This window comes from Blautia sp. HCP3S3_H10_2, from assembly GCF_052122375.1.
Classification (GTDB): Bacteria; Bacillota; Clostridia; order Lachnospirales; family Lachnospiraceae; genus Blautia_A.
Genome location: NZ_JBQKCL010000003.1, coordinates 141,161 through 164,954, shown reverse-complemented (window position 1 = coordinate 164,954; position 23,794 = coordinate 141,161). Strand labels below are relative to the sequence as shown.

Annotated in this window: 18 protein-coding genes; 4 read left to right on the top strand and 14 right to left on the bottom strand. The window is 44.0% G+C overall.

What is annotated here, in order from left to right:
• Window positions 1-72: 72 nt before the first annotated feature.
• Window positions 73-3,102 carry a glycoside hydrolase family 3 N-terminal domain-containing protein gene (locus tag ACTQWB_RS04300; protein WP_441500531.1) on the bottom strand — a complete coding sequence of 1,010 codons (3,030 nt, stop codon included), beginning with the start codon at window positions 3,100-3,102 and terminating at the stop codon, window positions 73-75.
• Between the two features lie 143 nt (window positions 3,103-3,245).
• The gene (locus ACTQWB_RS04295) at window positions 3,246-5,726 is read right to left on the bottom strand and encodes a glycoside hydrolase family 3 N-terminal domain-containing protein (RefSeq protein WP_441500530.1); all 2,481 of its coding nucleotides are present in this window, start codon (window positions 5,724-5,726) and stop codon (window positions 3,246-3,248) included.
• 401 nt (window positions 5,727-6,127) lie between these two features.
• On the opposite strand from ACTQWB_RS04295, the gene ACTQWB_RS04290 reads away from it, so the two are divergent.
• Window positions 6,128-6,832 (top strand): LytR/AlgR family response regulator transcription factor, encoded by a 705-nt coding sequence (locus ACTQWB_RS04290; RefSeq protein WP_441500529.1) that lies wholly within the window; start codon window positions 6,128-6,130, stop codon window positions 6,830-6,832.
• Window positions 6,833-7,058: 226 nt separating this feature from the next.
• Entirely contained in the window at window positions 7,059-8,210 is a 1,152-nt protein-coding gene (locus ACTQWB_RS04285; RefSeq protein WP_441500528.1) for an ATP-binding protein, read from the top strand.
• A 144-nt stretch (window positions 8,211-8,354) separates the two neighbouring features.
• Here ACTQWB_RS04285 and ACTQWB_RS04280 read toward each other — a convergent pair whose 3' ends face one another.
• The 9 genes from ACTQWB_RS04280 to ACTQWB_RS04240 all read right to left on the bottom strand — a co-directional run bounded on the left by ACTQWB_RS04280 (window position 8,355) and on the right by ACTQWB_RS04240 (window position 17,377).
• Window positions 8,355-8,801 carry a DUF1934 domain-containing protein gene (locus tag ACTQWB_RS04280; RefSeq protein WP_441500527.1) on the bottom strand — a complete coding sequence of 149 codons (447 nt, stop codon included), beginning with the start codon at window positions 8,799-8,801 and terminating at the stop codon, window positions 8,355-8,357.
• 77 nt (window positions 8,802-8,878) lie between these two features.
• Window positions 8,879-9,700, bottom strand: coding sequence for a glutamate racemase (murI, locus tag ACTQWB_RS04275; protein WP_441500526.1), 822 nt, complete (start codon window positions 9,698-9,700; stop codon window positions 8,879-8,881).
• 151 nt (window positions 9,701-9,851) lie between these two features.
• The gene (locus tag ACTQWB_RS04270) at window positions 9,852-10,082 is read right to left on the bottom strand and encodes a hypothetical protein (RefSeq protein ID WP_441500525.1); all 231 of its coding nucleotides are present in this window, start codon (window positions 10,080-10,082) and stop codon (window positions 9,852-9,854) included.
• A gap of 373 nt (window positions 10,083-10,455) precedes the next feature.
• Window positions 10,456-12,129 (bottom strand): GerAB/ArcD/ProY family transporter, encoded by a 1,674-nt coding sequence (locus tag ACTQWB_RS04265; protein ID WP_441500524.1) that lies wholly within the window; start codon window positions 12,127-12,129, stop codon window positions 10,456-10,458.
• Window positions 12,126-13,652 (bottom strand): spore germination protein, encoded by a 1,527-nt coding sequence (locus ACTQWB_RS04260; protein ID WP_441500523.1) that lies wholly within the window; start codon window positions 13,650-13,652, stop codon window positions 12,126-12,128. Before ACTQWB_RS04260 ends, ACTQWB_RS04265 begins: the two co-directional genes overlap by 4 nt.
• A gap of 119 nt (window positions 13,653-13,771) precedes the next feature.
• Complete coding sequence (locus tag ACTQWB_RS04255) at window positions 13,772-14,446, bottom strand: GntR family transcriptional regulator (RefSeq protein ID WP_441500522.1); 675 nt, start codon at window positions 14,444-14,446, stop codon at window positions 13,772-13,774.
• Between the two features lie 12 nt (window positions 14,447-14,458).
• Complete coding sequence (ispE, locus tag ACTQWB_RS04250) at window positions 14,459-15,313, bottom strand: 4-(cytidine 5'-diphospho)-2-C-methyl-D-erythritol kinase (RefSeq protein ID WP_441500521.1); 855 nt, start codon at window positions 15,311-15,313, stop codon at window positions 14,459-14,461.
• A 172-nt stretch (window positions 15,314-15,485) separates the two neighbouring features.
• A complete protein-coding gene (locus ACTQWB_RS04245) occupies window positions 15,486-17,042 on the bottom strand; it encodes a DUF3794 and LysM peptidoglycan-binding domain-containing protein (RefSeq protein ID WP_441500520.1) in 1,557 nt (518 codons plus the stop codon).
• 23 nt (window positions 17,043-17,065) lie between these two features.
• Window positions 17,066-17,377 (bottom strand): protease complex subunit PrcB family protein, encoded by a 312-nt coding sequence (locus tag ACTQWB_RS04240; protein WP_441500519.1) that lies wholly within the window; start codon window positions 17,375-17,377, stop codon window positions 17,066-17,068.
• A 247-nt stretch (window positions 17,378-17,624) separates the two neighbouring features.
• On the opposite strand from ACTQWB_RS04240, the gene ACTQWB_RS04235 reads away from it, so the two are divergent.
• Complete coding sequence (locus ACTQWB_RS04235) at window positions 17,625-18,365, top strand: lysophospholipid acyltransferase family protein (protein WP_441500518.1); 741 nt, start codon at window positions 17,625-17,627, stop codon at window positions 18,363-18,365.
• Between the two features lie 47 nt (window positions 18,366-18,412).
• Here the strand turns inward: ACTQWB_RS04235 and ACTQWB_RS04230 are convergent, their stop codons facing one another.
• Window positions 18,413-19,330, bottom strand: a complete 918-nt coding sequence (locus ACTQWB_RS04230; protein ID WP_441500517.1) for an AraC family transcriptional regulator — start codon at window positions 19,328-19,330, stop codon at window positions 18,413-18,415.
• Window positions 19,331-19,611: 281 nt separating this feature from the next.
• Here ACTQWB_RS04230 and ACTQWB_RS04225 point away from each other — a divergent pair, with 281 nt between their 5' ends.
• Window positions 19,612-22,023, top strand: coding sequence for a glycoside hydrolase family 3 C-terminal domain-containing protein (locus ACTQWB_RS04225; protein ID WP_441500516.1), 2,412 nt, complete (start codon window positions 19,612-19,614; stop codon window positions 22,021-22,023).
• A gap of 197 nt (window positions 22,024-22,220) precedes the next feature.
• On the opposite strand, the gene ttdB is transcribed toward ACTQWB_RS04225, so the two are convergent.
• Both ttdB and ttdA read right to left on the bottom strand, forming a co-directional pair.
• Window positions 22,221-22,853 carry a L(+)-tartrate dehydratase subunit beta gene (gene ttdB, locus ACTQWB_RS04220; RefSeq protein WP_441500515.1) on the bottom strand — a complete coding sequence of 211 codons (633 nt, stop codon included), beginning with the start codon at window positions 22,851-22,853 and terminating at the stop codon, window positions 22,221-22,223.
• A 15-nt stretch (window positions 22,854-22,868) separates the two neighbouring features.
• Window positions 22,869-23,774: a L(+)-tartrate dehydratase subunit alpha gene (ttdA, locus tag ACTQWB_RS04215; protein WP_441500514.1), complete on the bottom strand. Its 906-nt coding sequence runs from the start codon at window positions 23,772-23,774 to the stop codon at window positions 22,869-22,871.
• Between the last annotated feature and the right edge of the window lie 20 nt (window positions 23,775-23,794).

Here is a 23,794-nt window from a genome sequence, read left to right as displayed (position 1 = left end):
TATTCTAGTGGAATGCTCCTTTCCTAAAAAGAGGCCAGCATATCTCTATGCCAGCCTCTTTTCTCCCAAAGCTTATTCTACAGTAATTTCAACTTTTTTCATTTTCTTTCTCTTCCTAAGCGCATGTACCAGAACAAGAATTGCAATCGCACCGATTACGATTCCTGCCGTCACATTCACTTTCATAAACAGCTTATCCATGTTGGATTTGCCTCCAACCGGATTTTCATCTCCAGCATACGCACCGCTGTTTACAATCGTGTACATAATGTTCTTGCATGCCTGTCGCATTGCCAGAGTACCCGTTGCGCTCTGATTCGGGAACTGGTTGGACTCGGAATTGCCATAACCAAGCATCAGATCATTTCCGTTTCTTACACAGTTCTCAGAAATCATATAGCCATAAGAGCCATCATAGTCTGTGATAGTCATACCCTGGAAGCCCCATTCATCACGAAGTACCGTCTGAAGCAGATCAGAATCCGCACAAGCCGGAACACCTCCAAGCCAGTTGTAAGAAGTCATAACTGCCATAGAGCCTTCCTCAAAACCTTTCACACAGATTTCAAATGGTTTTAAGTAAATTTCTCTCATAGCCTGTTCAGAAACAAAGGTGAGCAGAACAGCCTCACGGTTCGTTTCCTGATCATTCACAGCAAAATGTTTGATATATGGGTATACGCCTTTGCTTGCTGCACCATTTACCTGATTTGCTGCAAGATATCCGGCAAGCACACCATCCTCTGAATAATACTCGAAGTTACGTCCTCCAAAAGCTGAACGGTGAGTATTCATAGCCGGTCCATACCAACCGTAGTTCTTAACATCTGCAAACTCCTGGCCCATGGATTCACCAGCCTCACGGGCAAGCTCTTTGTTCCAGGTCTGGGCAAGCAGCACTTCTGTCGGATAAGAAGTTCCGTAAGTCTTGGTTACAAAGTTGTTCAGACCTGCTGGTCCATCACAGTCAGAAGTTGCAATCTTGCCTACTGAAGAAACTTCTGCAGTCTGCCATCCTCCTACATTGATCATGGTTGTCATATCTTCATAGGTAAGCTGGTCAAGAAGCTCATCCCATTTCGCATCATCATAGTCCACACCCTTCAAATCGAAAAGTGTCAGTCCATTGTCAGCGCCCATGGTCGGCATCTCATCATCCGCATTATCATACTTGCTGCTGTCATAAATACCGAAAATATTTTCTTCAACCTGGGAACGAAGCTCGTTAGACATCTGTGCAGTCTCAGAAGTCGGACCGCTCCAGGAGGTTCCTGCATTTTTAAAGCCATCCGCTCTGGAAAGTTCAACAAAATCACCACGTGTATAATCTTCAAATACATTTACCGCAGTTGTATTATCGCTGGAACGTCCATCCTTACTGTAATCAATATCTTCATCAACAGTAAAGGTTTCTTCAGCAACTACTGTATGGGAATCCGAGCGTACAGAAATTGTATAATCTCCTGCCTCCAGGATATATCCACCGCCAGCAACTTTAATCTCACTGGAATCATAAGAAGCCATATCCTCTTTCGCAATCTCGAAAGAAAGTGTCTGGGATTTACCCGGTTCCAGGGAATCTGTTTTCTCAAACTGGATCAGGTTTACAGATGCCTTTTCAATACCACCATTTGTATATGGAGGTGTGTAATAAACTTCAATCACATCTTTACCTGCAACATCACCGGTATTGGTTACCTCAACATCAAAGGAAACGGTATCGCCGTTGTCTTTGAAATTCTTCATTTCTTTATCAAAGGTGGTATAGCTTAAACCATATCCAAATGGATACTGCACACTGTCCTCATAATTGATCAGCCCTTCTTCTGCTGCTGTCTCATAGAATTTATAGCCTACATAAATTCCCTCAACATAGTTTACAAAAGAAATATTTCCCTTATAGGAAGAATCAGCTGCAAGTGCCTGTGCTTTCAGATCATCCACATTTGTGTATGGGAAGTTTCCGATGTTGTTAATGTAGTGTGTGGAAAGCAGATTCTTAACATAAGTATCTGCGGTTTTTCCAGACGGGTTTACGGAACCATTCAGAATCTCTCCAAGAGCCTCGAAACCAGTTTCACCTGCACCAGGTGCCAGGATAACAGATTTGATCTGCTCATACTCATCCACCCAGCCCAGTTCCATTGCATTATTTGCATTTACTACGACAATTACATTGTCAAATTCGGAGCAGACCTTATCTACAAGCTGCTCTTCCGTTACAGAAAGCTCAAGATAAGATTCTCCTTCTTCGAAATCATCATAATCACCATTGTTGGTATAGCTTGCATTCATATAACGCCAGTTCGCTGGTGCATTTGAAGTCGCAAGTCCCTGATTGTATGTGCCTTTGATCACGGCATTCATATTAGTAGGAAGGTCTGCACCTTCGCCACCAGGACGACCAATTACTAAAACTGCTGTATCAGAGAAGTCCTTTGCTTCGTTCATGATGTCATCTGTGTAGTGCTTCATATTTGGCTCAGGCAGGGACCAGTCCTGTGCGGACATGGAGATTGCCGGACGCTCTGCACAGTAATCAGTGTACATCTTGGTAAGTGTTTCGTTTGTTTCATAGACGGCATCCTGAAGAAACTGGATAATACTGATATTTCCATCTGCATGAGAACCTGCGGAGCCTGTTCCTCCATAAATCGGACAGCTGGAATCCCATCCGAATACATTCAGGCTTGTTACATCAGAAGACAATGGAAGAAGTCCGTCATTCTTTACCAAAACCATACCTTCTTCTCCGATTTTCTGGATCGTATCTTCACTCTGTTTAATTGTTTCTTCTGAAAATTCTGCTTTGGATGCATTCAAAAATCCGGAAACATTTGCATACATCGGTCCATAACAGATGGAATTCACAATAATCAGAATCGCTGTTAAAAATGCCATAAGAGCTTCCAGACGAACTGCACAGCGAAATCCTTTTTTGGCAAAATGCGCCAGGATCATAACTGCTATCAGTACAACAGCTGCGGCAATAACCGCGTAAATATAACCTTCCAGCTGTGTAAGATAGGAGATCAGATCGGCTTCGCTGACACCCAGGCTGTACATAAACGGACCCAGAAGTTTTACTAATAAATCAACCATTTTTTTCTCCTCTTTGTTGACTACTCGGGCTGCTGTTTCCAGCATTCACATTTTAAGCCCGGCAAAGATTTCTCTCTGCCGGGCCATGTAGAGCATTGGCCAAGGCTTAGCTCCGAGTCGTTACAATTATTTGTTGCTATTTCTTATTTGTTTGCTGCCTCATATGCTTCATAATCGAAGTTCTGAACCTTTGTAAGCGGCTCAGCTGTATATTTAGCGGTACGCTCGTCATCAATCTTTCCAGACCAGTTAAGACCGAATGCGAAATCATATGTATTTCCTGCTGCATCTGTGTAGCATTCCATATCACGAGGAACATCTACTACCTGTGTTTCAACAGTTTCCATATTTGCTGGCTGCTGGAATACCAGAAGTCCTGTAGGCTCTGTCTGTCCAAGGATTACTTCTGCAACGATGTCTTCTCTCTGCTGGTTGTAATTTACAAGAATTACGTCTGCAAGCGGCTCAACCTCGCTCCATACCATTCCTCTTTCCATCTTCATGGAAACGATTACCGGAATATCGCCTGCTGCTTCAGATGCATACTGAAGAGCTTCCAGATCACCATAGTTGGCAACTTCATGTGCAGCCTGTCCCTTATAGGAACGGTTCTCTTTTGTTCCATCTTCAAGAGTTTTTCCTGCAATAGATGTTTCAATAGCATTATCTGCTACATACTCACCATACTGAAGGGATGCCGGATACCATACTTCCTCTACATCATCCGGAACCGGATCTCCGCCGAATGCACCTTCGATACGGGAATCATAAGAATTTACATACGCGCCGCTCATACCAACAAGTACATAATCGCAAGCTGCGATTTCTTCTTCAGATGCACGGGTCAGGTCATCTTTTGTATAAGTAGCATTTCCATCAGCATCTGCCTCACCAGTAGGCTCTCCAAGAGTATCTGTTACAATGTTGAAATACTGTCCCAGTTTATCAAGATCCATTCCTGGTGTCCAGCTTGGTGTTCCCTCAGAAATACCCTGTGTCCATGTTGCGCTCCAGCCAGTATTGTATACATAAGGAACATATACGGTTGGCTTTTCAGATACGGCACCATTCTCGCTGATGGTTCCGTCGTTCTTCAGCATAACAATGGATTCTCTCTGTCCTTCTTTTGCAAAGTCACTGGAATCACCAGTAGTGATCACAGACTCAGCATAAGCAGAATCACAGTATGGCTGCTCAAACATCTCAAGGTTCATCATGGTTCCGACAAATTTCTCTGCTGCTGCACGCATGATCTCATCTGCTTTATCCTGTCCATCACGGTCAACCAGAATGCTATATGCTTCTTTTGCAGTGTCGATATCATCATATCCACCGAGAAGGTTTGCTCCAGCCTCCCAGCCTGTAGCAATACGATCTGCCTCTTCAAGGTCTTCTGCACCCCACACACCTGCGAATGTGAATACACTCCAGTCTGTGATCTTAAGACCATCGAATCCAGCTTCATCAAGCATACCATTCAGATATGGGTTGTAAGCACCAGCCCACTCTCCGCCGTATGGATTTCCATCAGCATCAACGTCAATTGCATACTCTGTCATAATACCAGAGGAACCTGTTTTTCCAGGAAGATTAAATACACCGTCAAAATAAGTGATCAGATGTGCTTCCAGGTTATTTCCCGGGAATACAGCGTAACGTCCGCCGTTTCCATGGTCATCACGTCCACCCTCTGTAGCACCTGCACCTGCAAAATGCTTGGTAAAGCAGTAAACAGACTCATCGCCCCAACCAAGGTCTTCGCCGTTTTCATCATAGGTAGACTGCATTCCGTTTACATATGCTGTAGCAATATCAAGTGTAAGCTGTGGATCCTCACCATATGTACCACCTGCACGGCTCATGATCGGGGATGCGATATCAACCTGCGGTCCGAGAAGTGCAGTAACACCAGCTGCACGATATTCTTTTGCTGTTTCCTGTCCGATTTCTGCTGCAAGCTCAGTATCCATGGTAGAAGCCAGGGAAAGAGTCTCAACCATACCAGAAATATTAGCAGGGTCAATAGAAATCATAGCCGGAATACCATAGAAGCTCTGCTCTGCAACTGCCTGAATTGCATTTGCCCATTTTGCATGAGCTGCACCACCCTGGGAGATGCTTCTGGTAACGCCGCCACGGCCACCCTGCATCAGATAAGTGTAAGAGCCATCGTCTTCTGTCAAAGACTCAGTTGTGAAATCGCCCCAGCCACCGTGTGTCAGAACTGCTGCGATTTCCTCGCCCTGCATCTGACTAGCCAGATCAGCTGCACGCTCTTCTGTGGAAAGCCTCCAGTCTTCATATTTATCAAGCTCACCGTTCTGGTTCATATCCTTGAAAGCGTATCCATCTACTTCCAGAAGTTTTACTGCAGAATCAGCAGCCAGACCAAGTGTATCTCCACCTTCGTTCTCAACCTTGATCCATCCGTCTTCTGTAACGGAAATTGTATATTTTGCATCTGCACTTGGCACGATTCCGCCAAGAGCCTCTTCTTCGTCAGAAGCTGCCTCAGCCTGCTTGTACGGATCATCCTCTGCAGCTACCGGAACTGCTGCAACAGAACCAGCTGTCATGGTTGCAGCAATCATCAGTGCCATCAGACGTCTGCTTCTCTGTTTCATATTGTTGTCCTCCTTTTTTTCTGGAACATCTCTTGTTCCCTTGTCGTGAATGCAATATAGCATAAAAAATTCTGCAGCTGCCATTTCTTGCAAGAACTGTTATTTTTTTGCATTAATTGTTGATTACCAAAGTTAAGCCTTTATATGCATTGTGCTTGTTTTACAATTTTTGTTTTATATTTTTGTGCATATTTACTATTTTCAGAAAGATGCTATAATTTTACCGCTTGCGTACATCTGGCAAACTATATATAATTGTAACTGTTCACAACAACACGCTTCGCGATTCACAGAATTCATGCATTCACATGATTTCACCACTTTTCAGTACGCTCTGCTTTTAAGCACACTCAATATAGAAAAAATTACAATTTATATATAGAGAAAAAAAGGAAATACATATGATCAGAATTGCTATCGTAGAAGATGAAGAAGAATATGTACAGCAGCTAACAGATTATCTACAGGAATATCAGAGAAATTCCAACGAAGAAATAGCTGTGACCGTATATCATGACGGAGACGAAATCACCTCCAAATATAAATCACAATTTGACATTATCCTGATGGATATTCAGATGAAATTTATCAATGGTATGACTGCCGCTCAAGAAATTCGAAATATTGATTCCAGTGTAGTCATCATTTTCATTACAAATATGACCCAATACGCCATACAGGGATATAAAGTAGGTGCTATGGATTATATTCTGAAACCCATCTCCTACTTTGCATTTGCAGAGCGTATCAGCCAGGCTATCACTAAACTAAAAAAACGCGACAGGCATTATGTTGTCGTTCCGATAAAAGGAGGCGTTGTCCGCCTTGATACAGCTGATATTTACTATATAGAAGTTCAGGGACACAATCTGATCTACCATACCTGCACAGGAGAATACATTTCTCCCGGCACTATAAGCGCTGCCGAAAAAGCACTTTGTAACTATGGATTTTCCCGTGGAAACAAAAGTTACCTGATCAACCTTGCACATGTAGACGGTATCCAGGATAAATGCGCCCAGGTAAAAGGAGAAAGCCTTCCCCTTGGTCGGCCACGCCAGAATGCATTTCTTCAGGATCTGACGAAATATTGGGGAGAACATTAATATGCTGCCACTTCCAATATCACCAAATATACCTCGAATATATACTGCAATTGCAGAATGGCTTTCCTGCATGATCTGCCTCAGACTGCTCAGACCCCGGATAAGCACATCGAAATTTGTGTTTACCGCTGTAGGAACTCTGGTTTTACAGCTTGCCCTTTTTGGTTTGACGCCTGATCTTAATAATGTTCTATGGCTTTTGTGTATGGTCGCAGCATTATGCATTATGTACGGCTTCATATACCTGTGTGCAGAAGTAAACGTAAGAGATGCTGCTTATTACGCAATCCGTTCCTTTATCATTGCAGAATTCGCAGCTTCTTTCGAATGGCAGTTTGAACTGCTTTTGCTGCATCACGACCCTCCCATAACTTCCATGGCAGTCAGAATCCTTGTGCTAGTCATCTGCTATGGAATTGTATTTGCCCTATTTGACTTCGTATACTACCATTACCACCCAAAGGAAAAGGATGCACTGATCACCACCGGCGAGCTTATTTCCTATGCATTTATAGGACTTGCAGTTTTCGTTATGAGCAACCTTGGCTTCCTTGTCCCAGGACTTCCGATCTATGGAAATTATTCCGACCAGATTTATAATGCGCGCACTCTGGTGGACTTAAGTGGTGTCGCCATCATGTATACCTATCATGTGCAGCGTATGAATATGCGTATCCGCTACGAATTGGATAGTGTGCAGAACCTTCTCCACAATCAGTACGCACAGTACAAACAGGCCCGTGATGCAATTGAAATGATCAACTACAAGTATCATGATTTAAAGCATCACATCATCGTCTTACGTGCGGAGGAAAATACCAAGAAGCGAAATGAATATCTAAACCAGATGGAAGAAGACCTCCTGAATTATGAAGCCCAGAACAAGACTGGAAATACGGTGATAGATGTAGTTCTCACAATGAAAACCATGTATTGTCAGAAACACGGGATTACCATAACCAGCGTGATCGACGGAACCCTTTTCAAATTCATGAACGCCATGGATATCAGCTCCATTTTTGGAAATGCACTGGATAACGCCATAGAATGCGAGACCAGGATCGCAGATAAGGAAAAAAGGCTGATTCACATTAATGCACATTCCAGAAAGAATTTTCTGATCATTCTTTTCGAGAATTATTACGAGGGCGAAATTAAATTGGATACCGGACTTCCTGCCACTACCAAAGGAGACTCCAGATTCCACGGATATGGATTAAAAAGTGTGCAGTATGTCGCCCAAAAGTACGGCGGTGCGGTGGATGTCAGCGCCAGTGACCACTGGTTCCATCTGAAAATCCTGATTCCCATACCGGATTCTGCCACTACCGTTTCAGATAACAATTCAGGAAATAGCAGCAGTTCTGCCGATATTTGAAAAGTATTTTTAAATATAAAAGGGAAAATAAACTAAACTTACCAAATCGAAAACAGCAGGAGTTCATTCCATCAAACGAACGCCTGCTGTCTTCTTATAAAAATATCTTTATATAGTTTCTGTAATATCTCAGCTCAACAGTACCTACAATACAAACCCTGACGCAGTCTTCTCCTGCGCATGAATATCCAGACAGCAATCTGCCACATGCTCCTGGTTCAGATCCAGGGAATACTTTACTTTCATGTCAAGCCTGCTGTCACTTTCCTTCAATTCCAGATTGGTGGCGGAAATTCCCATTTCCAAAGTGCCAAACGGTGTGGTATAAAGTGCCATGTTCCGCTTGCCCTGCTCAAATACCATATGGGTATTTACCTGTCCCTTTTTCCGTACTTCCATTCCCCGTGGAGAAATCTTGATATAATTTACAGTAGGATCGCCATGCTCGTCTAGCATTTCCTCATAGCGGAGATAGTGGCTGCCGTTGCGGAAATAATACTCACCCGGCACCACGATCTCGATAGGCTCATCTCCCTCCGGAGTGTCCATCATATGTAAACCTCTTACATGAATTAAAACTTCTTTTTCCATTATGATCTTTCCATTTCTTCCAATCTGCTAAAGCAGATTTCACAACTTTTCTTTTACTTGCAACTAGATTTCGTTATTCAATATTTCTCAATATCAATCTTCTGCGTCTTCTCTACATCAAATGGCAGGATAGAATTAGCAAAGCCCTTAAATTTCTCAGCCAGATCACTGACATAGAATCGGTATGGGAAATCAGACTGTCCCTGACCTGTGCTCTGCATGTCCTGCTCTTTCAGCAGTTTCCCAAGCTCTAATGCGGTCTCATACGCCGGATTCACAAGCTGAACCCCATCTCCCATAACCTGACCAATGGTGGAACGCAGCAGCGGATAATGCGTACAGCCCAGGATCAAAGTATCAATATCTTTCTCCTGCAATTCTCTTAAATATCTGGTTGCCACCTCCACCGTCACCGGATCGTGTGTCCATCCTTCCTCAACAAGCGGAACAAAGAGCGGACAAGGCTTCCCGATCACTGTGATTTCCGGATCAATTTTCTTCAGCATTTCTGCATGAATGCCGCTTCCTACCGTACCCTCTGTACCAATTATTCCCACCCGTTTGTTCCGGGTGACCTGCGCGGCAACCTTCGCGCCAGCTTCGATCACACCAAGAATGGGAATGTCAAATTCCTCCCGGACTGCATCCAGGGCAAAGGCACTTGCCGTATTGCAGGCAACCACAATTGCCTTTACCTGCTGTTCTTTCAGAAAGCGGATGATCTGACGTGAATATCTTATAATAGTCTCCTTGGATTTGCTTCCATATGGAACGCGGGCTGTATCTCCAAAGTACACGATTTTCTCTGCCGGAAGATTTCGCATGATCTCTCTGGCAACCGTAAGCCCTCCAATACCGGAATCAAATACCCCTACAGGAGCATCTCTGTCTATTTTCATTTATCTGTCTCCAAATTCATATTAAAATAGGCAGAAAATCATTGGTTACTATTCACTCCAGTAACATTCCCTGTGTCATTTCTGCCATCTTGTCCCCCCATTTTAACACCAAAGTCACTATGGTGCAAGGCAGAAAACAGATGGGATTCCATCAATCTATGATTTCCAAAACTTTCTCCGCAATCCAGAAATGAAATTTGGGTTCTTTCTGTGGCATATTCTCCTCTTCATGCATTTCCATAAAACAAAACTGTGGATAAATGGTTCCCCACCAGGCCAGAACCTTTGAATTTCTATTTATCACTTCCGGATTTTTGAAAAGCAATGCTGACAGTAAAACCGCTGCTAATATATGATATTGAATTTTTCTTAAATATGACATGGTAATACCCCCGAAAACTTTTATTATTACTGGCTTTACTTCCAGTAATTATTGTTATCAGGAGTATTTCCTGTATTTTCTTAATTATTCATACCAGTCCAGTACCTTTCCCTCTGCCAGCAAAAATGTATTCCGAATTGTCTTTGTTAATGGCATACTCCATTCCTCATTTTTTACTATGAAAGTCCTGTGCGGCAGCCATGAATCCAGCATGCTTGCATAGTGGATTCATGGATATCGCACGGGCTAGACTGTATGCGTAAGTAGGGCAATAGCCCGGATTACGAATACAGTCGGCGATTGCGGGAGCGCCAACGGTGCGGAGCAATCGACTTTCATTCATGGTAATGTCTGCGTAAGCAGACATGTCCGTTTAGAATATCACCTCCAATTCCGCTCCCTGAATCTTAATTTCCGGCAATGACGGCAACGCGCCCCGGTCGTAAAATTCGTGGTAAACCTCCCGGAGTGTCACCGCCTGCCCAGGACTTCCGTTTGGATTATTTTCCAGAAGTCCAAGAAGATATTCTCCCAGGGAAGTTTCCTGAGGACTTGTCCAGGCTACAGCTTCAGAAGCATTATCACAACAGAACACGTAAACATTTTCGCCTATGACAGATTCCTGTTTCAGATAAGCAAGCGCCTGTTCCCAACGACCACCATCTAATAACGCCTGGCCAAGGACTAAAATTTCCAGATGCCCCATATCCAGGTATTTTTCCTGTGTACGGCCATAGAGATTCTCAATCTCTTCAAAGCTTTCCCCCACAATGGAAGGGGCGGCATTTCCCTGATCTTCTCCATTTTTCTCCTGTCCAGTGGATTTTGGAAGATCTGGAACTCCATAAGTCACCTGGAGATTTCCACCATTCAGGTCAACACCAAGAGCCAAAGGATACAAGCGCTTCTCCGGTTCCACGCCACCGCAGCCAGTCAGAAAGAAAATCGCGCTGGCACATGCCGCTGCAGCAAGCTTCTTTTTCCACCTCTTTTTTCCTATAATAAAAAATACAATTTGAATAATCAACATTCCAGGCACAAATATATATTCCAGGTATAAAGGGAAATAATCCCGGATACTCCAGGCTCCCATTTCAGCCACAATTCCCCCGTAAACAAGGAGCGGTATCCACAGCCGCCCTGTTCCCAGACCAGATTTTTCCACAATTAAATGACCGTAATGCAGAAGACTTCCTATAGAAAACAAAAGACTGTATAAGAGAAATCCCATCCAGAGTATGTCGAATCTGGCCAGCACATTTCCTGGCAGATCAGCGCCTGCAAGCAAGGGTAAAATGGGATAGTTCTCGTATTTCAGACGGCCCCAGCCTAATACAGACGAAAGCAGCAATTCTGTAAGAATAAGTAAAACTCCCAGAGTGAAAACGGCAAGACTTACCGTCTTTCCTGTACTGTTTTCTTTTTTTCTCACTGTCTGGTCCAGCGAAAAGGGCAACATCCCCAGTCCCGAAAATGCACATATCACTCCATACCCACTTTCCAGGATTTTTTTTTCTGAAAACGACGAATTCCACACCATCTCCTGAAGATATTCCCATTTCCCCTGCCCTATGGACAAAAACAGCATAAGCAAGACCGCAGCCAGTACCACGCCACCTGACACTTCTCCGATTCTACCCCGGCGCTGAATTCCCCTGTGTGTTCCCATACTGCACACCAGCAATGCAAGCAGACAAAGCCACCCCTTCGCTACACCAGTTCCCAGACTGACCGCTACGATTTCTCCCAACAGATCCAGCAGAAACGTCGCTCCCCAAATACAATATATAAGAAAGAATACTCCCACCAGCCGGCCCCCGATTTGACCGGCTGTTTTACATGGATTCCCAAAAGCATGGCGGAGGCGAACAAGAAAAATCACATAGAACAAAACTGCAATTAGCGCTAAAACTGTACCTGTCAGCCCACTAAGCCCCAGCGTTTGTCTTTTTCCAAAAAGACATAACAAAAACGGTGCAATGAAAGCGATCACGATCTGCCTGTATAGCTGCCGCTGGGAAATCCGGTTGTTTTCTGCAAATTTCATTCGCTCTCCCCTCCATTTTTACAATTTCCACTCTCTGTCTTTTTTAAGCGCACACGCTCATCTTCCTTTGCATACAGCGGTCTTCTCCATCTTTTCCTGAAGGGTACACGCACAATCCCGCTTCCAGTCCCATTTCCAGAACTTTGTTTTATAAAAGGCATCAAATATGGGACACCAAAGCTGAGAAGTCCTGCCAGATGTGACACTGTCAGATATATTCCCGTCACAATTCCAAAAATTCCCAGATATCCGCCAAGAAACAGAAAGAAATACTTAAGCAGCCGAAACGCTGAAGCAAATTCTTCATTAGGTATCGCCAGCGAACCTAGTGCTGTTATCGCTACCACCATGACCACAATAGGGCTGACCAGGTTTGCCTCTACTGCTGCAGAACCGACGATCAGTCCTCCTACAATTCCCATAGCATTTCCCAAAGCGCCAGGAATTCGCACCCCAGCCTCCCGGATCAGTTCAAAAGACAGCTCCAGAAGCACTAACTCCGCAATACTGGAAAAAGGCACTCCCTCTCTGGCTTGAGCAAAAGACAGAATCATATTCGTTGGCAAAATCTGCGTGTGAAAACGGATCACAGCCAGATAAAGCCCTGGGAGTAAGGTTGCCGCCGCCAGTGCCACATACCGCAGACACCTGAGAAATGACGCCATCTCAAACCGATTATACCAGTCCTCACTGCTCTCCATGAAACTGTTGAAAATGCCTGGTAAAACAAGTGCCACCGGGGAATTGTCGCACAACAATACCACTTTTCCATTCAGGATTTCCTGTGCCGCACGATCCGGTCTCTCTGTCGTCTGATACTGAGGAAATGGGGAAAACCAGGAATCCTCTGTCAGCTGCTCCAGCATTCCGCTGTCCAGGATTCCATCAATGCGAAACGCCCCCAGCCTTTCCTTCACCTGTTCCAAAAATTCTTCACGCACCAGATCTTCCATATAAACCATCTGCACCAATGTATGAGAGCGTTCTCCCATGTGAAATTCAACCACCTTCAGTCTGGTATCCCGCAGCCGCTTCCGGATCAGTGCTGAATTTGTTTTTACGGAATCTGAAAAACCCTCTTTGGAACCACGAAGCACCTTTTCCATTTCCACTTCCGTGACACCCATACTCGGATATCCCTCACTGGAAATTTTCATAGCCTGGTCAAATCCGTCCATAAAGAACACGGCGTCCCCAGAGAGCACTCCTGCAAACACCTGCTCCATGTCCGTCAGCTTCTTTACATCTGCAATTCCAAGACTGTTATATTCCACAAACTGTTTGATCTCCTCCGGTGAAATCTCCCAGAAATGCCCTACCATCTTCCCAATAGCAGAATCCTCCAGCATCATATTGGAAGTTGCCACCTCTATATAAACCATCAGGCAGTCAACTTTTCTCTCATCCCCAAGACGCATCCTCCGGATCTGGATGTCCCCGCAATCTGCCAGGCGCTCTCTTATGCATCTTTCATTGGCACGAATGTCTTTTGAAATTATAACAATATTGTCATTTTTATTCATTTCTTGCAGTCGCTTTCTTATTTTTTTACAATCAACTAATATTTAATAAAAAAAGAAACACCAGGTATCTCTCCCAGTGTTTCCCAAGTTATAAAATTATATTCTCTTTCTCACAGATATTATCCTTCTGCTTTAATCGCCTGAATAATTCCTACACGCTGATTCTCCAGATGTTCAAAAGACAGCTCCTGTGCCTTCTTCACATCCCGGTTCCGGATTGCCTGGGTAATCTCCTCATGCTCCTTCACCAGACGGTTTCTGGATTCATCCTCTTTCAGATATTCTACCCGATACCGGTAAATCTGCTCCCGAAGATTGTTCAAAACCTGCATAAGTCTCTTATTATCTGCCGCCTGGTAAATTACCTCATGGAAATTCACATCTGCTTCTGCCATCTTTACCAGATTTCCATCTGCGGTGCTGTCCTGGAAATCCTTCGCAGCCTGTTCCAGCTTCTGTATATCCTCATCTGTCATATTGGCGCAGGCTTTCTCAATGGCCATATTCTCCAGGGTGATCCGCACTTCCAGGACATCATTCAGATCCTTCTCTGTAATATTGGCAACCTGGGCTCCACGTCTTGGAATCATCACTACCAGACCTTCCAGCTCCAGCTTACGCATAGCTTCCCGGATGGGAGTCCTGCTCACTCCCAGCTTCTCAGCAAGGGCGATCTCCATCAGTCTCTCGCCTGGTTTCAGCTCTCCTTTCAGAATCGCCTGACGCAATGTATTAAAAACAACTTCCCGTAATGGAAGGTACTCGTCCATATGCACTGTAAAATCACTTGTCATTTGTGTTCCCTCCTAAAAAACTTCTGTGGCAAAAACAGTCTTCGCCAGTCTGCTCTCCCGAAGGACAGCTGCTGCCTGCTCCATTTTCTCTTTGCTGTCAAAAATCCCAAATACAGTAGGGCCACTTCCGCTCATCATGGCCTTACGTGCTCCGTTATTTTCCATCAGATCTTTGATTTCCTGGATAACCGGATATTTCCCGATGATTCCCGGCTCAAATACATTTCCCATCCTGGCGATCAGTCCGTCAAGATTCCCCTCACGGACAGCAGTTACCATTCCGTCAATATCCGGATGCACCACTGCCGGATCATCCAGACGCAGATTCTCATAAGCTGTCTTCGTAGAAACATTTACCCCAGGTTTCCCAACCAGGACATAGCAATGAGGCACCCGCGGAAGCCTGGTCAGTTTCTCCCCAATACCTTCTGCAAGGGCAGTTCCCCTCATCACACAATAAGGAACATCAGCCCCAACCTTCACCGCGCGCTTCATCAGCTCTTCCTCAGAAAGCCCCAGATTAAACAGTTTATTCACTCCCACAAAAGCTGCCGCAGCATCCGAACTTCCACCAGCCATACCAGCTGCCACCGGAATAAACTTCTCCAGATTCATGGTAAGGCCTTCCTCCACATGAAACTCATCCATAAGCATTTTCGCCGCTTTATATACAAGGTTCCGCTCATCCGTCGGAACATACGGAATATTCGTAGTAAGTGTGATCCCCGGCTCTGCTTTCTTCTCAATTTCCAGTACATCATACATCTGTATGGTCTGCATGATCATACGGACTTCATGGTATCCGTCCGCACGTTTCCCAACCACATCAAGTCCCAGATTTATTTTTGCAAGTGCACGTAAACGCATAATTCCCTCCGCTTTTGGTTACCGTGAAAAAATAACCACCTTTTGTACTTTGTATACAATTTATCAATATTTTTATTGTAAGATATTTTTGTATTTTTTTCAATACATTTATTCGAGGAAATTTCTCATTCCTTACACGCCTTGCTTCACGCCATATTTTCCCAAAAAGATTCTACCCTTCCACCTTTTTCACCAAAAGTAATGGCATCCCAGGTGTAACCTTGTCATCCTCCAGTTCATTTTGCGCGCAGATTTCCTCCACAGTGGTGTAAAATCGTTTTGCAATGTCCCACATTGTATCCCCGTTTTTTACCATATACACCGTGATTCCCGGCATCGACTGAATTTTCTGCATATCAAGGGGCTGCTCCTCCACCTTGCCGATAAGCAGCTGTTTCTCACACTGAAGCACCAGCGTATCCAGACGGATCACTGCTTTTACCTCTATCTCATTGCTGTCGATCATAGACGTGGACAGCTGTTCCAGATCCGACTGAAGGAAAAAGATGCTGTCTTCTTTTATTCCATTTGCTTCTATTATGTGGGAAAAAGGAATCATTCCATCCACCGAATAGAATGGCATATCATCATTTCCGGTTATATAAAGGATTTTCAGAAATACAATTCCCTCTGCCTGGATTCCGTTTTCCACGATCTTCGTTTTTTCTACTTTTACCCGGCCCTGGCTGTGGCAGATCTGCAGAATCTTCCCCTGGCTCTCTTTCAGCTCGATCCGGTCAGCCACGCGGCATTTGGAATCATTACGGACAAGCAGGCTTCCCAGGCACACCTCTTTTCCCTGTACATTACAGGTTTTCAAAGGAGAATATACGTCCAGGATCAGATCATGCTCTTCCTCCCGGTAAAGCTTCATATCCAGTTCCAGAACCACATCTACGCACATTACCCGTTCTTCACCATCCGAATCCGGCTTCACCTCAATACTCTGATTGATAACAGAATAGCCAATATCCTGGATCATATCTCCGGTGCAGCCGGTGCATTCCATTTCTGAATTGAAGGGCAACGTATATTCTGCCCACTGAAGCGGATTTTCTTCATCCTCACCAGAATATAAAACAAAAACTGAAAGTTCTCCCCTTGCTTTCACCACATTATCTTCTGGTCGAAGATCCATCCCGCGGACTTCGATGGTATACCACAAGAGCTGTTCAATGTTCGGTTTATTGGACACAAGCGTGATCTCATCTTTGATCCGCATAGTGTCCTTTTTATGTACCATCAGACTCATTAACCGTACTTTTTTTCTTTTTACAGAAACGTTTTCTCCACTGATTTCCACGGGAAGCTGCACACCTGTCATTTCATCCACGACTGCATAGAAGGTAACGATCGCCTTAATATTCAATTTTCTGGAATGGATCATGTGTACACTGAGATCCTCAATCTCCCACTTCAGGCATATTTTATCACCCCCAGCGATTCCTTCCAGGTTCAATGTCTCATCAAAAGGCAGTTTTGCCGCCAGACTGCTTACTTTCTGGTCTTCTTCTCCAACATAAAGAATATCCACGTTCAGATTTCCGCTGATAAATGCTTTTCCATCGCTAAGGCGTACTTCCTCCATGGAAATATTCCCTTTACTCTGGATCAGCCTTCCCATATCCGGCTTCGCATCAGGCACATTATAATCCGTATCAAAAGTCACCTGACTGGTTGCCCGGCTTTTTACATGAAGCATCTGCACACTTTCTTTTCTTAATTCCACGATTTTCCACTCCTTTTTATTTCCTACTCAAAAATTACAGGTTCCTTCCTATATTCTGTCCTGATTACAATATACGGATACGAGGGCGGGCTAAGCTCTGCTTTTCTGTCTGATGGCCCGATCAGCTGGGTCTTAAAAAAAACAGCCTGGGATGTCACCCCCAGCTCTTCTACTGAAATACTGTAGCCACCGCACATCTGCAGCCCATATCCTTTTATAAGAAACAGGTCTTTTTCACTTTGATATGTCAATTGGAATTCTTTTTCTTTTTTCTCCTGTATTAAAGTCTTTAACTCTTGTGGTATGTCTTCACTTTTTACAATGGAATATTCCAAAGGCTTGCGCGGCTCATCTTCAATCCGGATAAACCGGCATCCACTAAGTAAAAATAAGCACCCTATCAGAACCATAAAATGTGCTGTCGTTTTTTTCATGGTCACCTTAGCCAGTCCCTGCCGCTCACAGCTGCAGTTTTCATTTATTTTATTCTATGTGGGATAGAAAAGATTTATTGCAAGATTTTTCAAAATTACATATAATGAAGAAAAGGATAAAAGACATATTTACAGAAAGGAAAATCATATGATTCGTTTTATTTTATGCGTGATCGTAGTGGTTGGATTCCTGATTCTTTCCATCCCCATCCTTTTCGTGGAGTGGATTATTGGAAAATTCAATCCTATGGCAAAAGAAATCAGTTCCCTTCGGATTGTCCAGGCAGTATTCCGGTTCATCTTATGGGTGGCAGGTGTGAAGCTTACCGTCATTGGCGAGGAGAATGTTCCTACAGACACACCGGTTCTATACATCGGCAATCACCGGAGCTTCTTTGATGTGCCGCTTACTTATCCGCGATGCCCGATCCGAACTGGTTACATAGCGAAGAAAGAAATGGAAAAAGTTCCGCTTCTTTCTACCTGGATGAAGCGTCTTCACTGTCTCTTCCTTGACCGCAAGGATCTGAAGCAGGGTCTGAAAACCATCCTTACCGCTATCGAAAAGGTGAAATCCGGTATTTCCATCTGTATTTTCCCGGAAGGTACCCGCAACAAAAACGAGAGTGAGCTGGACATGCTGCCGTTCCATGAAGGCAGCTTCAAGATTGCAACCAAGACCAACTGTCCGATCATTCCCATGGCGATCAGCGGTTCTGCTGATATCTGGGAAAACCATTTCCCAAAGATCAAAAAGACCCATGTCATTCTGGAATATGGTAAACCGATTTACGTCGATCAGCTGGAAAAAGAAGATAAGAAACATCTGGGAGCTTATACCCAGAATATCATTCATGAAATGCTGGTAAAAAACAAGGCGCAGTTATAGTATCCAGATCGTATTTTAACAGCCTGTATAAAGACAGCTGTCCCGGATTAACTTTCTGTTATTCCCAAAGACAACTGTCTTTTTTTCTGTCGCACAGCCCGCGGCGATTCCCCATAAATATCCCTGAATTTCTTTAAAAATCCCTTATAATTGGTGATCCCGTTTTTATCCAGAAGGAATGTTATATTTTCGTCAGTCTCCAGCAGATCATTATAGAAATGATCCATCCGGATCTGATTTACATACGCAAGAAAGGTCTGTCCTGTATATTTGCGAAACAAGCGGCAGAAATGTTCTGGTGTGACAGATAAAAGACCTGCCACATCTGCCAGGGAAATATCCTCACTATAATGATTTTGCGCAAATTCCATGCACATTTTCATTCGCTTCAGATCACGCCTGGTGCTCTGTCTTCCTTCTGCCATTTCTTCTGCTATGATTCCCTTCGTATAAAGCAGATACAAAAACCGGTAAACCTCACCAAGAACCAACAGATGATAGCCTTTCGTTTTCTCATCATACAATTCTGCGATTTTTTCAAATACGGCTTTCAGCAACTCCCGAAGCTTCGCCAGTTCTGTTTCTTCTCTTTTTTCTATCCCTTGTATATCTTTTATCACTTCTGTTTCTTCTGGTTTGGCAGGCATATATTCTAAGAACTTCATTCCCTTCCAGCTGGCAGAAATCCGTTCCAGATGAACAGGTGGAATCTGCAGCAGATAATACCAGGAATCTCCATGAGTGAGCGTGTAATGGATATCATTGGTATTTACCAGAAAAATATCTCCCTCTTTCAGTTCATAATTTGTATCATTAATAGCAGCCGTAATGTTACCCTTTATCATATAAATGATTTCCAGATGTTCATGCCAGTGTGCCGGGATCAAGATGTCGCATGTATTTACAACTGAGAAATGAATTTTTCCAAGGTGATCGTCCAATACGTTTTCATATTCAATCTGCATTTGTTTCTTCCCCCTCAACTTTAATGCGTGTTTTGAAAATACTTCCCACAAAATATATTCCGGAACAGATAATACGAATTACAGGAATGAAATCAAAATCTACCACTATTTTCTATATAATTATAGAATAATCAGTACAAAATATCAATAAAATCCCATAAAAGAAGCAATAAATACTCTAGTATATCTCCATATATTCACCTATAATAAAATTTATCAAGACAGAGAACTAATTTCTTAAACCAAACATATCTCAATAAAAAACAGGAGGACACGATCAAATGAATAAATGGACCCGCGTTAAATTCCAGCCAAACCTTCCCCTTAAAGAAACAGGCCGTGTGACCGCAAGTAAGGAGCACATCCTGCTTTCCAAAGAAGCAGCCAAAGAAGGTATGGTTCTGTTAAAAAATGAAAAAAATCTGCTTCCATTCACAGAAGGTACACGCATCGCACTTTTTGGCAAAGGCAGTTTCGACTATGTAAAAGGCGGCGGCGGAAGCGGCGACGTTAAAGTAGCTTATGTGCACAACCTTTATGATGGACTGAAAATGCAGGAAAACGCAGTTCAGATCTATGAGCCATTATCCACATTTTATCGCACCGACATCATGCACCAGTATGAAAAAGGCGCAGCTCCTGGAATGACTGTGGAACCAGAGCTTCCCGCTGCCCTTGCAGACACAGCCAAAGCTTTCGCAGATGTTGCTGTAGTTGTGATCAGCCGTTTCTCAGGAGAAGGCTGGGACCGTTCCAGCATCGAGTGCAACAACGAATTTAATCCATGGGATAACGAAACCACCATGCCAAAAATCTCCGGCGAAGTTTTCCCAGATGGCGATTTCTACTTAACAGCCCGCGAAAAGGCTATGCTGGCAATGGTAAAAGAGCGTTTCGACGACATTGTAGTCATTCTTAACATCGGCGGAATCATTGACCTTTCCTGGGTAAAAAATGACGATCAGATTTCCTCTGCTCTTCTTGGATGGCAGGGCGGCATGGAAGGTGGACTTGCCATGGCAGAGCTTCTTACCGGAAAAGGAAATCCATCTGGTAAGCTTGCCGATACTTTTGCAGCAGATGTTAATGATTATCCTTCTACTGCAAACTTCCACGAATCTTTTGATTATGTAAACTACACAGAAGACATTTATGTAGGATACCGTTACTTTGAAACCATTCCAGGCGCACAGGAAAAAGTCATTTACCCATTTGGATACGGACTTTCCTACACTACCTTTTCCCTGGATAACACAGCCATGTGGGAAACCGAAGATCAGATTTTTGCAGAAGTTCAGGTAGCAAATACCGGTGACATGGCTGGAAAAGAGGTTGTACAGCTTTACTTCGAAGCACCTCAGGGGCTTCTGAAAAAACCATCCCGCCAGCTTGCTGCATTTGCAAAAACAAGGCTTCTTCAGCCAGGCGAGACACAGCTGATCCGCCTCTCCTTTGCAAAAGCTGACATGGCATCCTACGATGACCTTGGAAAAATCCAGAAATCTGCATATATTCTGGAAAAAGGTACTTACCACTTCTACATCGGAACATCTGTAAGAGATGCAGAAGAAGGAATCCAGGCCATGGAGCTTGAGGAAAACGTGATCACCAGACAGCTGAGTGCCCATCTGGTTCCAACCAGCCTGAAAGAGCGTATGCTCTCTGACGGAAGCTTCGAGGAACTTCCACAGTCTGAATGCCACGACATGAACGAATGCGTATTTGAAAAAATGGAGCCTGGCACAGAAGAGGGTCTTACCCCTGGTGTACGCGGCTGTGCGCGAGGTGCCCTGTTTGATAACTATGGCAAAAAGCAGTTTATTGACGTTGCAGAAGGCAAACTTTCCCTGGATGACTTCATGGCCCAGTTAAGCGATGATGATCTGCTTCATCTTCTTGGCGGCCAGCCAAACGTAGGTGTTTCCAATACTTTTGGATTTGGAAATCTCCCGGATTATGGTGTTCCATCCATTATGACAGCTGATGGCCCTGCCGGACTTCGTATCACTGGCGAATGCTGCATGGATACCACCGCATGGCCATGTGCAACCCTTCTTGCCTGCACCTGGAACCCGGCACTTGTTCAGCAGGTAGGACAGGCTGGCGCAGAAGAAGTCAAGGAAAACAACCTTGCCGTATGGCTTACCCCGGCTGTAAACATCCACAGAAATCCTCTTTGCGGAAGAAACTTCGAATACTATTCCGAGGACCCGCTGATCGCTGGAAAAATGGGTGCTGCTATGGTAAAAGGTATCCAGTCCCAGCACATTGCTGCCTCTGTAAAGCATTTTGCAGCTAACAATAAAGAGACAAACAGAAAGCACAGTGATTCCCGTGTTTCCGAAAGAGCACTTCGTGAGATCTATCTGAAAGGATTTGAGATCATTGTAAAAGAGGCACAGCCATGGACCATCATGTCCTCCTACAATGCTATCAACGGTCACCGTGCTTCCGAGAACCGTGAGCTTCTGGAAGATGTACTCCGCGGCGAGTGGGGCTTCCAGGGTATGGTCACCACAGACTGGTGGACAAGAGCAGAACATTATAAAGAAATCCAGGCTGGAAATGATGTAAAAATGGGAACCGGTTTCCCAGACCGTGTAAAGAAAGCCATGGAAATTGGCCAGCTTGGACGTGCCCAGCTGGAGCACTGCGCTAGACGTGTGTTAGAATTGATTCTGAAGATTGACTGATATATCAAACTGAAGGGTGGGGGAAAATAAATCTCCCGCCTCTCTAAAAATAAAAATATCCTGATTAAGTTACAACATCCAGGTTGATACAATCCATGTTGATACCACCCAAAATTATTGTAACTTTCAGGATATTTTTATTTGCAATTATCGCTCTTTTATCTATTCTCTAAAAAACAATAGAAAAGAAATTTTTATCATTTAATAAATTTAACTTCCGGATAGATAGCCTGCTTTGCAGCTTCTTTTCTCTCATTGAAAACAACCTTGTTCTCTTCAAAAAGATTACGTCCCTGTGCATCGATTGACACGATCAGCGGACCAAATTCTTTTACCTTGTTGCACCACAAGGTTTCCGGCATTCCAAGCTCATCCCAGTGATGCTCTACGATTTTCTCAACCTCTGTGGCAGCAACAACTGCACAGCCAGCCTGGAATACACAATGGATCGCACCGAATTCTTTACACGCACGCTCCGTATTCGGACCCATTCCACCTTTTCCGACAATTACTCTCACACCTGTAAGCTTGGTAAATTCATACTCAAATTTCTCCATACGCATGGAGGTTGTCGGTCCCACAGAAACCATTTCATACTCATCCTCTGTACCCTCAATCTTACGGACAATCGGGCCAGCATGAAAAATCGCTTTGTCCTTGATGTCATACGGAAGCTCTCTTCCGTACTCAACCAGACGGCGGTGTGCCACATCACGGCAGGTCATCAGATCTCCGTCCAGCCATACAATATCACCGATTTTAATATCAGCCAGATCTTCTGCACTGATTGGTGTAATAAGAACTTTTTTATCTCCTCTGATTTCTATCATGATTTTTCCCTCCGATTATGCATTAAATTTCCATGTGGAATGTGTATCACATGTTACTGTAAGATCCGAATTTACAATAAGGTGGCCACGGCGGTGTGACCAGCAGCCCACATTAACTGCAACACCAATCGTAGATGGATGACGGGCCGTGTTCTCAATATTAACACCCATTACAGAATATTTTCCACCCATTCCCTGCGGTCCAAGACCAATTGCATTAATACCGTTTTCCAGAAGCTGCTCCATTTTTGCCGCATTTGCGTTATCGTTATGAGAACCGATCGGACGCATAAGCGCTTTCTTTGAATTGAGAGCTGCTGTTTCTACAGAAGTACCTACTCCTACACCAACAAGAAGCGGAGGACATGCATTCAGACCATAGGTTGTCATCTGGTCAAGAACGAAATCGGTTACACCTTCGTATCCTGCACCTGGCATAAGTACCATTGCTTTTCCTGGGAGAGTACAGCCGCCACCTGCCATGTATGCGTAAATCTCACATTTGTCGCTGTTTGGAACAATATCCCACCACACAGTCGGAGTTCCTTTTCCAACATTTTTCTTTGTGTTGTACTCATCGAAGGTTTCTACGGAATTGTGTCTTAACGGTGCTGCAAAGGTAGCCTGTACCACTGCCTCTTTCAGAAGCCCTTCCAGTTCGTTAATATATGGGAAATTAGTTCCGCATTTAAGCCAGAATTGAAGAACTCCTGTATCCTGGCAGCTTGGACGATTCAGTTCTACAGCCAGTCCCTGGTTCTTGGTCATTGTCTCATAAAGTACTTTTGGAAGTGCTGCGCTTTCCTGGGAACCAAGCTCCTCCAGCTTTGCCACCACGTCGTCTGGTAATTTTTTTCCAATGTGGGCAACAAAATCTGCTACCATGTCTGTTAATACTTTAACTCCATTTTCCTTAGTCATGATTTACCTCCTGATATATG